At 52.9% G+C, this 15,154-nt stretch carries 11 protein-coding genes; 6 read left to right on the top strand and 5 right to left on the bottom strand.

Annotated elements, in window-relative coordinates; all coding sequences use genetic code 11:
• Nucleotides 1–100 precede the first annotated feature (100 nt).
• The 3 genes from IE092_RS08305 to IE092_RS08295 all read right to left on the bottom strand — a co-directional run bounded on the left by IE092_RS08305 (nt 101) and on the right by IE092_RS08295 (nt 3,685).
• Nucleotides 101–2,251, bottom strand: coding sequence for a M3 family metallopeptidase (locus IE092_RS08305; RefSeq protein WP_229793099.1), 2,151 nt, complete (start codon nt 2,249–2,251; stop codon nt 101–103).
• A gap of 67 nt (nt 2,252–2,318) precedes the next feature.
• On the bottom strand, nt 2,319–2,468 hold the full coding sequence (locus IE092_RS08300; RefSeq protein ID WP_189356854.1) for a hypothetical protein: 150 nt from the start codon (nt 2,466–2,468) through the stop codon (nt 2,319–2,321).
• Complete coding sequence (locus IE092_RS08295) at nt 2,465–3,685, bottom strand: MFS transporter (RefSeq protein WP_189356586.1); 1,221 nt, start codon at nt 3,683–3,685, stop codon at nt 2,465–2,467. Before IE092_RS08295 ends, IE092_RS08300 begins: the two co-directional genes overlap by 4 nt.
• A 184-nt stretch (nt 3,686–3,869) precedes the next feature.
• Between IE092_RS08295 and IE092_RS08290 the strand changes: the two genes are divergently transcribed.
• From IE092_RS08290 to IE092_RS08275, 4 genes are all read left to right on the top strand, one after another.
• Nucleotides 3,870–5,393: a DNA-3-methyladenine glycosylase 2 family protein gene (locus IE092_RS08290; RefSeq protein ID WP_189356585.1), complete on the top strand. Its 1,524-nt coding sequence runs from the start codon at nt 3,870–3,872 to the stop codon at nt 5,391–5,393.
• Nucleotides 5,394–5,468: 75 nt separating this feature from the next.
• The gene (locus tag IE092_RS08285; RefSeq protein WP_189356584.1) at nt 5,469–5,969 is read left to right on the top strand and encodes a methylated-DNA--[protein]-cysteine S-methyltransferase; all 501 of its coding nucleotides are present in this window, start codon (nt 5,469–5,471) and stop codon (nt 5,967–5,969) included.
• A 219-nt stretch (nt 5,970–6,188) separates the two neighbouring features.
• On the top strand, nt 6,189–6,749 hold the full coding sequence (locus IE092_RS08280) for a phasin family protein (protein ID WP_189356583.1): 561 nt from the start codon (nt 6,189–6,191) through the stop codon (nt 6,747–6,749).
• 152 nt (nt 6,750–6,901) lie between these two features.
• Nucleotides 6,902–8,080 (top strand): acetyl-CoA C-acetyltransferase, encoded by a 1,179-nt coding sequence (locus tag IE092_RS08275; protein WP_189356833.1) that lies wholly within the window; start codon nt 6,902–6,904, stop codon nt 8,078–8,080.
• A gap of 96 nt (nt 8,081–8,176) precedes the next feature.
• Here IE092_RS08275 and IE092_RS08270 read toward each other — a convergent pair whose 3' ends face one another.
• Both IE092_RS08270 and IE092_RS08265 read right to left on the bottom strand, forming a co-directional pair.
• Nucleotides 8,177–9,712, bottom strand: coding sequence for a peptide MFS transporter (locus IE092_RS08270; protein ID WP_189356582.1), 1,536 nt, complete (start codon nt 9,710–9,712; stop codon nt 8,177–8,179).
• Between the two features lie 370 nt (nt 9,713–10,082).
• Nucleotides 10,083–12,044: a methyl-accepting chemotaxis protein gene (locus IE092_RS08265; RefSeq protein ID WP_189356581.1), complete on the bottom strand. Its 1,962-nt coding sequence runs from the start codon at nt 12,042–12,044 to the stop codon at nt 10,083–10,085.
• A gap of 362 nt (nt 12,045–12,406) precedes the next feature.
• Here IE092_RS08265 and IE092_RS08260 point away from each other — a divergent pair, with 362 nt between their 5' ends.
• Nucleotides 12,407–13,726 (top strand): M16 family metallopeptidase, encoded by a 1,320-nt coding sequence (locus IE092_RS08260; RefSeq protein WP_189356580.1) that lies wholly within the window; start codon nt 12,407–12,409, stop codon nt 13,724–13,726.
• A 2-nt stretch (nt 13,727–13,728) separates the two neighbouring features.
• The gene (locus IE092_RS08255) at nt 13,729–15,141 is read left to right on the top strand and encodes a M16 family metallopeptidase (RefSeq protein ID WP_189356579.1); all 1,413 of its coding nucleotides are present in this window, start codon (nt 13,729–13,731) and stop codon (nt 15,139–15,141) included.
• The last annotated feature ends 13 nt before the right edge of the window (nt 15,142–15,154 follow it).

Raw genomic sequence — 15,154 nt, 5'->3', positions numbered from 1 at the left:
GCTGCATAGTCGGCCGGCAGTTGCTGGCTGGCAGACGGAAAAAGGGAGAGCTTGCGCTCTCCCTTTGCTGTGCTGCTGGCGATACAGATCGCTGTCCGGCTTATTGCAGGCCGCGGCGCTCCAGCAATGGCTGGATTTTCGGATCGCGTCCGCGGAACTGGCGGAACGATTCCATCGGGTCAATACTGCCACCGCGTGACAACAGTTTTTCACGGAACCAGTCACCGTTTTTACGGGTCAGGCCACCGTTTTCCTTGAACCATTCCACCGTGTCGGCATCCAGCACTTCACTCCACAGATAGGCGTAATAGCCGGCAGAATAGCCGCCGCCGAAAATGTGTGAGAAATACGTGGTGCGGTAACGCGGCGGCACCGGTGCGAAATCCACGCCCATTTGTTTCAGTGCCTGTTGTTCAAACGCCAGTGCATCCGAAGGAATCGCATCGGCGCTGATCTGGTGCCAGCGCTGATCCAGCAGAGAGGCGGCGATGTATTCAGTGGTGGCAAAGCCCTGATTGAAGCGCGAGGCCGCACTGACTTTATCCAGCAGATTTTGCGGGATTACTTGCCCGGTCTGGTAGTGCTTTGCGTAATTGGTCAGCACTTCCGGCCAGGTCGCCCACATTTCATTCACTTGTGAAGGATATTCGACAAAGTCACGCGGTACATTGGTACCGGAGAAGCGCGGGTAGCGGACTTTCGAGAACAAACCGTGCAGTGCATGGCCGAATTCGTGGAAGGCAGTGCGCACTTCATCCATGGTCAGCAATGTTGCTTCGCCAGCCGGTGGCTGCGGAATATTGAGATGGTTCGCAATAATCGGTTTATGGCCAAACAGATCTGCCTGCTCGGCATAACTGTTCATCCATGCGCCACCGCGTTTGCTGTCGCGGGCATACATGTCTGCAATGAACAGCGCCATCGGTTTGCCGTCGCGGTCAGAAATTTCGTACACGCGGACGCTAGGATGGTACACCGGCAAGTCTTTGCGTTCTTTGAAGGTAATGCCGTACAGCTTGGTCGCAGCGTAGAACACCCCGTTTTCCAGCACATTGTTCAGCTCGAAATAAGGACGCAGCAGGCTGTCATCGAAAGCATAACGTGCTTTACGTAATTGCTCGGTGTAGTAAGCCCAGTCCCATGCAGCTAACTGAAAACCGCCTTGTTGTGCATCGATCAGTTTTTGCAGTTCGGCTGCTTCCGCGCGGGCATTTTTCACCGCTGCCGGTGCCAGTTGTCCGAGCATGTTGTTGACGGCTTCCGGTGTCTTCGCGGTTTCAGATTGCAGACCGTAGGCAGCATAGTTCGGATAACCCAGCAACTGCGCACGTTCGGCACGCAGTTTCGCCAGATCGATTGCGACCTGACGGTTATCAAAGCTGCCGCCGTGGCTGCCACGGTTGACGGAAGCTTCATACAAACGCTGACGGGTCTGACGGTTTTCCAGCGTGGCCAGCAAGGGCTGCCCTGTGGTGTTCATCAGCGGAATCACGAATTTGCCATCCAGTCCGCGGCTTTTAGCAGTCGCAGCGGCAGTCTGGATTTCAGAATCAGACAAGCCTTTCAGCTCTTCACGGCTATCCACCACCAGCGCGGATGCATTGGTTTCTTTCAGCACGTTCTGGCTGAACCGGGTGCCCAGTGTCGCCAGCTGGCTGTTCAGGGACTTCAGTTTTTCTTTTTGTTCCGCATTCAGTTTTGCACCGGCGCGTACGAAGTCGGTGTAATAGCGTTCCAGCAAACGCAGGGATTCTGCATCCAGTCCTAATTGTTCGCGCTGCTGATACAGCGCGGCAATGCGCTCAAACAGTTTGCCGTTTAAGGTGATCTGATCCTGATGCGCAGACAGCTTCGGTGCCAGTTCTACCGACAATTGCTCCAGCACAGGATTGGTGTTGGTGGCGGTCAGGTTAGAAAAAACTGTTTCTACACGGGACAGCAAACGACCGGAACGTTCCAGTGCCACGATGGTGTTCTCAAAGCTCGGGCTGGCTTTGTTCTCTGCGATTTGTTTGATTTCCGCGCTGTGTTGCTTCAAACCAATATCGAATGCCGGCGCGAAGTGCTCGTTACGGATTTTATCGAACTCAGGAAAACCATACGGCAAACGGCTTGCCGCCAGCAGCGGGTTCGCTTTGGCGCTGGTAGCAGCAAGCCGCCCTGTGTTTACAGGTCCTTTCGGAGAATCGGCGGCGATGCCGGATTGAACGGCCAGTGCGGAGCAGACAAGCATGAGCAGGTTTTTTTTCATGGAAAAATCAAGTGTAAATAATATGTTAAATGATAATTTTTTGCTGGAACTTTTTCCGGCTAGGAAATCAGCACATCATAAACCGGTTCACGGTATCCAGCAAAAAATCAGGGCGCAGATACGCGTAAAAAATCAGTGCCAGCAACAGCACGGCAAATAACACCAGCAGCAAGCGTATCAGTGCAGGATGCACAGCAGGGTGATGATCTGTGTTCATGAGTTTTGCGGCGCAACATTCAGTCGTGATAAGGGTTTTTCGCTGACAGGCAGATTAATCAGCGCAGCAAAAATCCCGAGTGCCAGCGTAATTCCCCACACCACATTGTAGGAACCGAAACGGGTATACAGATAGCCGCCAAGCCAGACACCGGAAAAGCTGCCGAGCTGATGCGAAAAGAACACAAAGCCGGAAAGCATGGATAAATACCGCACACCGAAAATACCGGCGATCACACCATTCGTCAGTGGTACCGTCGATAACCAGAGCAAGCCCATCGCTGCTGAAAATAAATATACAGAATAAGATGTCAGTGGCGCGAGTAAAAACAGCGCAATCACGGCGGTACGTGCACTGTAAATACCGGACAGCAGATACGGTTTTTTGTAGATGCCACCGAGTTTGCCCGCGTAATACGAACCAAAAATATTAAACAAGCCAATCAGCGCCAGTGCGGTTACTGCGATGCTGCCGTCTGTGATGCCCTGATCTTTCAGATAAGAAGGCATATGCACACCGATGAACACGACCTGAAATCCGCAGACGAAATAACCGGCTGTCAGTAACAGAAAGGAACGATGGCCGAACGCTTCACGGATCGCGCCGCCGATACTTTGTTCCGTGCCGCTGACCGCAGCACGCGGCGCTTCACGCAGACGCAGCGCCATTGGCACCATGAGCATCATGACAACTGCCGCCAGCAGAAAAAACGCATTTTGCCAGCCGGCCTGTGTAATCAGGGTTTGTTCAACCGGCATCATCATGAACTGGCCGAAAGAGCTGGCAGCGGATGAAATGCCAAATGCCCACGAACGTTTCTCCAGCGGCGCAGTACGCCCGATGATGCCGCTGACAGCACCGAATGCCGTACAGGCCAGCGCCGCGCCCAGCAGCAGGCCGGAACCGGCGATAAACAACAAAGGCTGACTGACGGTTGCCATCCACAACAGGCCGCCGGCATAACAGCAGGCACCGAAAATCACCACTTTCATCGTGCCGAAGCGTTCAATTGCAATGCCCGCCAGCGGGCCGAATGCACCCCACATCAGATTTTGCCAAGCCATGGCAGAGGAATAGGTTTCGCGGGTCCAGCCATGGGCGCCGGATAATGGTTGCAGCCAGAAACCGAAACCGTGGCGTATACCCATCGCCAGTGTCAGTATCAGTCCGGTCGCAATCAGTACCGTTTTCAGGTCGGGCAGGTGTCGTTCAGTCATGATGTCAGTAAGATGCAGATTTCCTTGCAGTCTACTTGAAAGCCGCAAAACAGGTGGACTGGTGAACTGACCATGACAATGCGGCTGACCGGTTGGCGTCGTCTTGTCCGAATATGGCGAGTGACGGGCTTGTACTACCGCTATGATGAAACGAAGCAAATCCGACAGAACTTTAGTAAATGCGATGAATAACAAAGCCGAGAACCGCAGAACCGCCTTGCAGCCGGAAAACGCTGTGCATCCGGAGCAGGCGCGCGGCCAGCAATACTACAAAGCCCTGTGCGCCCGTGACCGGCGCTTTGACGGCGTGTTTTTCACCGGCGTGCTGACCACCGGCATTTATTGCCGCCCCGTCTGCGGCGTGAAAACCCCGCGCGCCGCTTCATGTCGTTTCTTTCACAGTGCGGCGGCGGCAGAACATGCCGGTTTCCGGCCTTGTCTGCGCTGCCGTCCGGAACTGGCGCCGTATGCGCTGCAGCAGAATCTGGCGCACCGGATCTGGCATCAGATTGCAGAAGGTGCGCTGAACCAGCAATCGCTGGAAGCTTATGCGGCAAAGGCGGGCTTGTCTTCGCGCCAGATCCGGCGCGTTTTGCTGCAGGAGTTCGGCGTTTCACCGGTAGAACTGGCGCAGACGCAGCGATTACTGTTTGCAAAAAAGTTGTTGCAGGAAACCGCTATGCCGGTCACTGATATCGCATTTGCCGCCGGATTCGGCAGTTTACGCCGTCTGAATGCCTTGTTCGCAGAACGTTATCAGATGACGCCGGGATCGGTACGCCGCGCCCGTCAGCATCATCCGGAAAGTATCGTGTTACGTCTTGCATATCGCCCGCCGTATGACTGGGAGGCGGTGATCCGCTACCTGGCGTTCAGGGCGATTCCGGGTGTGGAAACGGTGACGGTCAGCGGCACAGACAGCGCGTATCGCCGTACCGTCAGTTTGTCGGGGCATCAGGGCAGCATTTGCGTAAAGCATGACGCGGCAAAATCGCAACTGATACTGGAAGTGACGAATACGCTGACACCGGTATTGTTTCCGCTGATGGCACGGGTCCGCGAACAATTTGATCTGGAAGCCAGTCCGCTGCAGATTGCAGACAATCTGGGGAATGACCCGCTGATTGCACCATTAGTCAGTGCACACCCGGGATGGCGTGTGCCGGGGGCATTTGATCATTTTGAACTGGCGGTCAGAGCCGTGCTCGGGCAGCAAATCAGCGTTGCCGGTGCAACCACGATTGCGGGCCGACTGGTTCAGCGTTTCGGTACAGCGCTGGATCAGCAGAAAACACAATTCCTGTTCCCCTCGCCGCAAACCATCAGTGCAGCCAGCGTCAGCGATATTGCAGCACTGGGCATGCCGGGGAAACGCGCGCAAACGCTGATTGCGCTGGCACAGTTTGCCAGTCATGGCGGACTGGTGCGTAAGCCGGGTGACACGCTGGAAATCTGTGCCGCAAGACTGTGCGAATTACCGGGTATCGGTCCGTGGACCGCGCATTACGTCGCTATGCGCGCTTTGCGCTTTACCGATGCTTTTCCGGAAGGGGATCTCGGCTTACAAAAGTCGCTGGCGACGCTGAAGCAGGCTGCGGGTGCGGAGCTGCCGGTACTTAAATGCAGCGCTGCAGAAACGCTGGCAGCGGCAGAGCAATGGCGGCCGTGGCGCGCTTATGCAGCAATGTTGTTATGGCAATTCGGCTGATTTGCTGTGATCAGTCGGGCCAGAACTCATTTCATAAATACCCGCGAAATGAGTTCTAATCATCAGGAGTGCATTATGCAATCGTGTTTTTCGGAATATTCCAGTCCGCTGGGTAAGCTGACGCTGGTGGCAAACGGACGCGAACTGGCAGGCGTCTACTTTGAACATCATGCCCATTTTCAGGGAACAGCACAGATGCAGCGTGACGATCATCATCCGGTATTTGATCTGGTCAGGGAGCAACTGACGGCATATTTTGCCGGACAGCGCAAAAGTTTTTCGGTGCCGCTGGATCTCAGTGCCGGTACGGCGTTTCAGCAGCAGGTATGGCGACTACTGGCGGAGATTCCTTACGGTGAAACGGTGTCGTATGCCGCACTGGCAGAAAAACTGGGAAATCCGCGAGCGGTGCGTGCCGTAGGGGCGGCTAACGGCAGAAATCCGTTTTCGATACTGTTGCCATGTCACCGTGTCATTGCTTCAGACGGACGCTTAACCGGCTACGCAGGCGGCCTGCAAAATAAAGCGTTTCTGCTTAATTTAGAGGCAGGAAAACAACAAGGCTTTGCTGAATAATTCAGCATAAATTGTGTCATAAATCGTGCTAAGTAACTGATGTTAAACATTTTTGCAATAACAACAATAAATAACATTTATACCATTTTGTTGCGACGCACAAAAAAACCTTGACCTGCAGAAAAAAGGGGGCGTAGAATCCGGATTGTTGCGGTGCGTCATAAGAATGGCTTCACGGATGTCGCTGCTACTTTTGCAATCTCACCGACGGAGAAAACCATGACTACTACCCCAGAACAATTTATCGCTGCAACCAAAGCTAATCTGGAAGCACAGTTCGCTTCAGTCGCAGCACTGAACAAAAAAGCATTTGAAGGCCTGGAACAGCTGATGACACTGAATGTGAACGCAGCCAAAGCCAGTCTGGAAGAAAGTACTGCCGCTGCAAAACAATTGCTGAATGCAAAAGATCCGCAAGAGTTTTTCAATCTGACTTCCGCACAGGTTCAGCCTGCCGCTGAAAAAGCACTGGCTTACAGCCGTCACCTGACCAGCATCGCTACTGCGACACAGCAGGAATTCACGAAGGCGGTTGAGTCACACATCGCTGATACCAATACCAAAGTAATCGGCCTGATCGATGAAGTGACAAAAAACGCGCCAGCCGGTTCTGAGCAGGCCGTTGTTGCACTGAAAACAGTTGTTGGCAATATCAATGCCGGTTACGAACAACTGAGCAAAACAGCGAAACAAGCGCAGCAAACACTGGAAGACAATCTGAACAAAGCAACGCAACAATTCACCCAGGCTGCTGAAAAAGCAACTGCAAAAAAGAAGTAATCTGAGTGTCTGTTGTTTTCGAAAGCCCCCGACTCCCCCGGGGGCTTTTTTTATTTCTCAGCATCTGTGGCAGTGCAGCAGTTTCTTCGGCACTTCCATTACAATTGTTATATTGAAATTTTTGGCCAACTTGTTTTCACAGGAGAATGCAAATGCAAGACGTGGTGATTGTGGCAGCAGGACGTACCGCAGTAGGTAAATTCGGTGGATCGCTGGCGAAAGTGCCGGCAGCAGAGCTGGGAGCAACCGTCATCAAAGCACTGCTGGCCAAAACCGGCCTGCAGGGTGAGCAAATCAGTGAAGTATTGCTGGGTCAGGTACTGACGGCAGGCGTTGGTCAGAATCCGGCACGTCAGGCGGTTATCAAGGCCGGTTTGCCTGACATCGTTCCTGCAATGACGATTAATAAAGTTTGTGGCAGTGGCCTGAAAGCAACGCATCTGGCTGCACAGGCCATCAAAGCCGGTGATGCGGACATCATCATTGCCGGTGGTCAGGAAAACATGAGTGCGTCGCCGCACGTGCTGCAGGGTTCGCGTGACGGTTTCCGCATGGGCGATGCAAAACTGGTTGATACCATGATCGTTGACGGTTTGTGGGATGTGTACAACCAGTACCACATGGGTATCACCGCTGAAAACGTGGCGAAAAAATATGGTATCACCCGCGAAGAGCAGGATGTATTTGCGGTCGCTTCGCAAAATAAAGCAGAAGCTGCACAAGCTGCCGGTAAGTTTAAAGATGAAATTATTCCGGTAGAAATTGCCAGCAAAAAAGGCACGGTCGTATTTGATACCGACGAATTCATTAAGCCGGGTGTCACGATCGATGCACTGAACACGCTGCGTCCGGCCTTTGATAAGGCTGGAACAGTTACTGCCGGCAATGCCTCTGGTATCAACGATGGTGCTGCAGCTGTGGTGATGATGTCGGCACAAAAGGCGCAGGAACTGGGCCTGCCGGTACTGGCACGTATTAAGGCTTATGCGTCTGCTGGTATCGATCCGACCATCATGGGTATGGGGCCTGTTCCTGCAGTCAAACGCTGCCTGCAAAAAGCCGGCTGGACGCACGAAGAAGTGGATCTGATGGAAATCAATGAAGCATTTGCTGCGCAGGCGATCGGCGTGAACAAAGAAATGGGCTGGGATACGTCTAAGATCAATGTGAACGGCGGTGCGATTGCGATCGGCCATCCTATCGGTGCATCCGGCTGCCGTATTCTGGTGACCCTGATCCATGAAATGATACGCCGCGATGCCAAGAAAGGTCTCGCAAGTCTGTGTATCGGTGGCGGTATGGGTGTTGCGCTGGCGATTGAGCGTCCGTAATTCTGCATGAAACAAGCGTCTGCGGATGCTTGTTTTCACCAATAAAAAACGCCGCACTGTCTGCACAGTGCGGCGTTTTTGTTCAGCAGCGCAGCATTAGTGAATGCCGTGCATCTTTTTCGCCATCCATTTGTTCAGCATCATCAGAATCAGACCGGCAGAAATCGGAATGATTGTGAAGATCAGGAAGAATGTCGACATCGAGTAGGTTTTCGAGATTTCATCAATGTAGCTGCCTGTCAGGCCGGCCAGCTTATTCGCGACCGCTGTATTCAGGAACCACAGACCAAACATCAGGCCCAGCAAGCGTGGTGGTGCCAGCTTACTGATGTAAGACAGACCAACCGGCGACAGGCACAGCTCGCCCATGGTGTGGAAGAAGTAAGCCAGAATCAGGAAGATCATGCTGACCGATGCAGTTTTTGCACCGGCAGGAATCGACGAAGAGCCGTAAGCCAGTGCCGCAAAACCCAGACCCAGCAGAATCAGACCGGTACCGAATTTTACCGGGCCGCTTGGATCCCAGTATTTGTCCCACATTTTGGAGAACATCGGGGCCAGAATTACCAGGAAAAAGGAGTTCAGAACGCCGAACCAGGTAGCCGGTACTTCAGACTGGGACAGATCGAATTCACGTTTGATCATCCAGATGACCAGCGCCCAGATCACGCCGATACAAATCACCAGCAGGATATTCGACATCAGGTAACGCTTCGCTGTGTTGAAGAATAACTTCAGCAACAGGGCGCTCAGAATGACGGTCGGGATCAGCGTCATCAGGCTGTTGACGATTTTGAAGGTCGTGCCAACACTGCCAACCAGGGTACGGTCGGTATAGTCTGCAGCGAAAATCGTCATCGAACCACCGGCTTGCTCAAATGCAAACCAGAAGAAAATGGTGAAGAAGGAGAAAACGCCGATGGCTTTGATACGGTCCATCACGATGTGGCGCGGTGGTTCTTCCACAGCCACTTCTACTGCGGCAGCGGCTTTTTGTGCCTTGCTGAGGCCGATCTCACCGAAAATGCCCTGACCCAGATAGAACTGGATAGCACCGAGAATCATGAACAAACCAGCCAGACCGAAGCCATAAGACCAGGAAATTTTTTCACCGATATAGCCACACAGCAAAATACCGAAGAACGCACCGGAGTTCACGCCCATGTAGAACAGGGTGTAGCCGGAATCGCGCAGATGTTCGTTTTCTTTGTTATACAACTGACCAACAATCGCGGAAATATTCGGTTTAAACAAACCGGTACCGAGAATTACCAGTCCCAGACCGAGATAAAACATCGGCTGAGTTTCGAACAACAGAGAGGCATGACCGGCGGCGATAATAAAGCCACCCAGCACCACCGAGCGGCGGCTGCCCAGGAATTTATCGGCGATATAGCCACCGAGAATCGGAGTGAAGTACACCAGCATGGTGTAAGAACCGTACAGGCTGGTCGCATCGGCGCGGGTCCAGCCCCAGCCGCCTTTGGCTGCTTCTGTCACCAGAAACAATACCAGCAGCGCACGCATGCCGTAGTAAGAAAAACGCTCCCACATTTCTGTGAAGAACAATACAAACAAGCTCTCGGGATGACCAAGAATGGTGTTTGCCCCGGTATTTTGAATTTTATTCAAACCGCTCTCCGTTTTTTGATAATTGTTGGACAACTTTTATCAGCAAAATATATTTTCAGTGCTGATATCAAAATGATGTGAATTGGTGCAATTCGCGCCGTAGATTACCACGACAGTAAAAACTGACAGAAAGAGATATGTTGCAATGCAGCAAAATGCGTGCCAGGGTGTTTGGCGCAATGGATTGCGGGCAGGGATATTTCGAAGATTGTTTGTGCTTACTCTGCAAGAAGCGCCCGCTTAACGGGAATTCCGGCACTGCACTCAGAATGAAGTTTGGAAAATGCCGAGTGTTGCAACTGTGCCGCATTCTGTGCAAAAGACCGGCTTTGTGCAGCTCGTGCACGAAGCCGGTGCGTCCGGACAAGACTCAGGTTTTGAATACGCTGAGAGCCTTCCAAAGTTTATGTGCCTCATCTTTGAGCGAATCTGCCGCAGCCGCAGATTCTTCCACCAGGGCTGCATTTTGCTGGGTAGCCTGATCCATGGAACCGATTTCCTGATTGATCCGTGCAATGCCCTCACGCTGTGCAACCGAGGCACTGGAAATTTCCTGCATGATACCACTCAGATTTTCTACGGCGCTCAGCAAGTCATGCATGGTGTTACCGGCCTGATGTACTGCATCGCTGCCCAGACTGACTTTTTGTACTGAGGCATCGATCAGTGCCTTAATTTCTTTGGAAGCCTGTGCACTGCGCTGCGCCAGATTGCGTACCTCGCTGGCGACAACCGCAAAGCCGCGGCCCTGCTCTCCGGCACGCGCAGCTTCAACTGCGGCATTCAGTGCCAGAATATTGGTCTGGAATGCAATACCTTCAATCGTTGTGATGATGTCCGCCATTCTGCGTGATTCCGCCGTGATCGCATCCATGCTTTGCACGACTTTTTCCACTTCCTGACCACCCTGACGGGCAGTACCGGCGGCGGATACGCTGAGCTGGCGTGCTTTCTCAGCATGTTCTGCATTCATCCGTACCGTTTCATGCATACGCTCGACGCTGGCGGCCGTTTCTGCCAGCGAAGCAGCCTGATTTTCAGTGCGTTGGGATAAGTCCAGATTCCCTTTGGCAATTTCGCCGGAAGCGTCGGAGACAAACTCACTGCTGTCACGGATTTCTGCAACCATTTGCCGCAATTGCTGCTGCATACTGGCCAGTGCTGCCATCAGGCTGTGGCGGTCACCTGCCTGCAGTCTGACCAGCGTGGTCAGATCGCCTTGTGCGACCTGATGCGCAATTTCCGCCGCCACTTCAGGCTCACCACCCAGCGGGCGCAATACCAGACGGTTGATTACCGCCAGCAGCATCGCAGACACAACGGCAACACTGATCAGCCCGATCAGCAATGAAAGACGACGTAACTGGCTGACGCCTGCCAGAATTTTGTCTTCCGGTACGCTGATACCAAAAGACCATGGCGTCGTGGTGTTGCCCACTTTCACCGGAACATAAATCCGTGACAGTGTGGTGCCGAGCTGGCTGTCATACACATCGTCGTCGTAATCCTTGCCTTGAAGGATAGCTTCTGACAAGGCCTGATTACCGGATTGTTCGCTGAGCTTTTTACCGACCAGCGTGCCATCGGCCGTACCGATAATGACACCCAGATGTGAACTCAGTGTCGCATAGCCGGTTTCATACGGCCGGATTTTGCTGACGCTGTCCTGAAAACTGGCGACCGGTAAATCCACTGTCACAGCACCGATCACTTTGCCCTGGTCCTTAACCGGAATGGCAATCGTGGTCATGAACACGTCTTTACCGGCGATTTTGTAAAAGTAAGGTTCCATCAGGAATTCCTGACCGGTCTTTTTCGGCACCAGATAGTAATCACCCGCGCCTTCTTTTTCGTAATCGGTCAGTGCTTCCACCTGCACAGTACCGTTGCCACGGTTCCAGTAAGGGATGTAGCGGCCGCTGGCATCGTGTCCCGGCTTACCGGCGTATTCGCTGTCTTTGCCGTCAAAGGCATTCGCTTCCCAGACGGTACCGATACCGGTAAATTCCGGATGGGCTTCCAGTACGCTGCGGATCAGCTGATCGGCTACTTCCCGGCTTGCCATCTGGCGTTGTTTCAGCCCGAGTAATTCTGCTGCCAGATGTCTGCCTGCGTACAAAGCCTGATTCAGTCGTTCGCTGATCTGGCTGGCATTGTTACGCGCCAGTTCAGTTGCGTACTGATCCGAGGTCGCAGTCTGCATGCGGGAAGCCTGTGTGCTCAGTACAAAAATCGTAACTGAGAAACCGAGAACCACCATTGCCAGCACTGCAGCAAGCATTTTGCCGCGCAGGCCGTATCGTTGAAAACGTGTTCGTAAAGTTGTTGCCATTCTTCAGAATCCAATACCAGTTCAGACACCGGAAGCACGGTTACTGTGCATATTCCGGCGTTATAACAACAGAATGTAGCCATATTACCCGTGCTGTACGGTGCTTGGCGAACAAAAGCTGATTTTCAGCAACATCCGGCAGGCTTTGAATACAACGATCGTAAAAAAGCTTTAAGCCAGCAGGGAACCGATGTTTGTTTTGTACGGTCTATGCAAACCGTAACGCCCGGATGTACAGGCAGGAAAGGCAAAAAACAGTCATGTGTGCAGACCAGTCAGGCACCGGACACAACGCAGAACATCGCTTTTCGCTGCAGCACATTCAACGAGTATGTACCCACGTTTTTGCGACGGAGATCCTTATGACATGGAAATTAAAAGCGCTGGCTGCAGCGCTGCTGGCCGGACTGAGTGTCGGTGCCGGTGCAATGCAAGCGGCAGATGTGACACAACTGAGTCTGCCGAACGGTATGAAGTTTATTCTGGTCGAAAGCCATACGATACCGAATGCGAACATGTACACCTACTGGAAAGTCGGTTCGCGTAACGAAGTACCCGGTATTACCGGCCTGTCGCATTTCTTTGAACACATGATGTTCAATGGTTCAAAAAAATTCGGACCCAAGCAATTCGACCGCACCATGGAAGCTGCCGGCGGTGCAAACAACGCTTACACCAATAAAGATGTCACGGTATATACCAACTGGTTCCCGGCTTCGGCGTTGCCAGTGATTTTTGATCTGGAAAGCGACCGTATTGGTCATTTGTCGATCGATCCGAAAATGGTCGAAAGTGAGCGCGGCGTTGTGTTGTCTGAGCGCAGCACCGGACTGGAAAACTCCAATTTCCGTCCTTTGTTTGAAGCCGTGTATGCAGCCGCATTTACAGCGCATCCTTACAATATTCCGACTATCGGCCACGAGTCCGACATTAAAGCCTGGACGCAGCAGGATCTGGAACAGTATTTCCGCACTTACTACTCACCGAACAATGCGGTTGCTGTCGTGGTCGGTGATTTCAAAACAGCAGAAATCCGTCAGCAAATTGAATCCGTATTCGGCAGTCTGCCACAGCGCGCCCTGCCACCGGTTGTCCGCACAACTGAGCCGGAGCAAAAAGGGGAGCGCCGCGTATTCGTACAAAAGGCATCCGCCACAACTCCGAATCTGCTGATAGGTTTCAAAGCACCGCGCAGCAATAACGAAGATTACTACGCGTTGCAGATGCTGAAATCCATTCTTGCTGATGGCAAGACTTCGCGCCTGTATCAGGCACTGGTCGATAAAGGATTGGCAACCGGTGCGGGTGCGGATTACGGACGCTCTTTTGATCCGACCCTGTTCAGTGTGTATGCAGTTGGTGCCAGTGCGGTCAAACCTGCGCAACTGGAAGCAGCCTTGCTGGCTGCGCTGGACAAAGTGGTCAAAGAAGGCGTGACCGCAGATGAGCTGCAAAAAGTAAAAAATCAGCGCCTGATCGATTTATACCGCCAGCAGGAAACCATTAACGGCAAAGCAGCGCTGCTTGGTGATTACGAAGTGTTCTTCGGTGATTACCGTAAATTATTTCAGGCTCCGGCAGACATGAAAAAAGTCACACCGGCAGATATCCAGCGCGTTGCAGGCAAGCTGTTCCGCCAGTCTCAGCGCACCGTCGGCGTACTTGCTGCAGTGGAGGAATAAAGATGAAACTGACATTGAAATCCGTAAAACAACTGAGTTTGCTGTGCACAGGCGCAGTGCTGAGTATGCAGGTGCAGGCAGCAGATTTCCGTCTGCCGGCGTATGAGACCGCAAAATTATCGAATGGTCTGACGGTCTATATGATGGAAAGGCACGATGTGCCGCTGGTTGCCGTGCGTGCTGTGGTGCGTGCCGGTGCTGTGGCAGATGGTCAGCAAGCGGGTATTGCCAATCTGACCGGTGATGCTTTACTGCTGGGTTCGCGCCAGTTCAGTAAAAAAGAAATCGATCAGCGCTTTGATTTTCGCGGTGCGCGCCTGACAGCCGCTACCAGCGCAGATGCTACCGTCCTGCAGGCCGATTTTGCGACCGATGATGTACCGGCGCTGCTGCCTGTGATGGCGGATGTATTGATGGCACCGGCATGGGATAAAGAAGAGTTCACAAAGTTAAGAACCCGTACCCAGACTGAACTGCGCCAGATGAAAGAAAGTCCGCGAAATGTCGCGCAAGCGTATTACCGTGCAATGCTGTTTGGGAATGGTGCTTATGCCAATCCGGTTTCCGGTTCCGTACAAAGTGTTGCGAAGCTGGAGCCGCAGGATATCGCCGGTTTTTACAAAACCTGGTATCGCCCTGATAACGCAGCACTGGTACTGGTTGGTGATTTCAAACCGGCTGCAATGCGCAAAGAACTGGAAAAACTGTTCGGCGGCTGGAAAGCCAGCGGCACTTTGCCGGCAGCTGCACCGGTCGGCCAGATTCAGCCTGATCAGGCACGTGTCTGGCTGGTGAACAAAGCCGATGCTGTGGAAACCACGTTCCTGTTTGGCGGCAAAGGGATTGCCCGCAACGATCCTGATTACATTCCATTGCAAGTCATTAACACCATTCTGGGCGGTCGTTTCACTTCGTGGCTGAACGATGAGCTGCGCGTGAATTCCGGCCTGACTTACGGTGCGAATTCCTCGTTCTCAACGATGGCGAAAGGCGGAACTTTTGCGGTGTCCAGTTTCACGGCAACCGCGAAAACAGAAGCCGCGCTGGCGCTGGCAGTCAAAACCTATCAGCGTTTGTGGGATAAGGGAATTGATGCTGCGTCGCTGGAATCTGCCAAAGCCTATGTGAAAGGTCAGTTCCCGCCACGCTTTGAAACCAACCGTCAGCTGGCGGAATTACTCGGTGATATGTATGTCAGCGGCGTGGGGCGTGATCAGATTGATCACTTTATGCGCGATGTCGACAGTCTGACGCCGGAAAAAGCCAAACAATTGGTAGACAAACATTTTCCACGCGATAAACTGCAAATGCTGCTGATCGGCAAGGCGGAGCAAATCCGCGCTGTGGCAGCAAACTATGGCAGTGTTACTGAGCTCGATATCTCCGCTGACGGGTTTGCACCTGTAAAACCCTGATCATCTGAACAGC

Source organism: Cognatundibacterium squillarum, assembly GCF_014652435.1.
In the GTDB taxonomy this organism is placed as follows: Bacteria; Pseudomonadota; Gammaproteobacteria; order Burkholderiales; family Burkholderiaceae_D; genus Undibacterium; species Undibacterium squillarum.
This window is presented reverse-complemented; position numbering and strand designations above follow the sequence as displayed.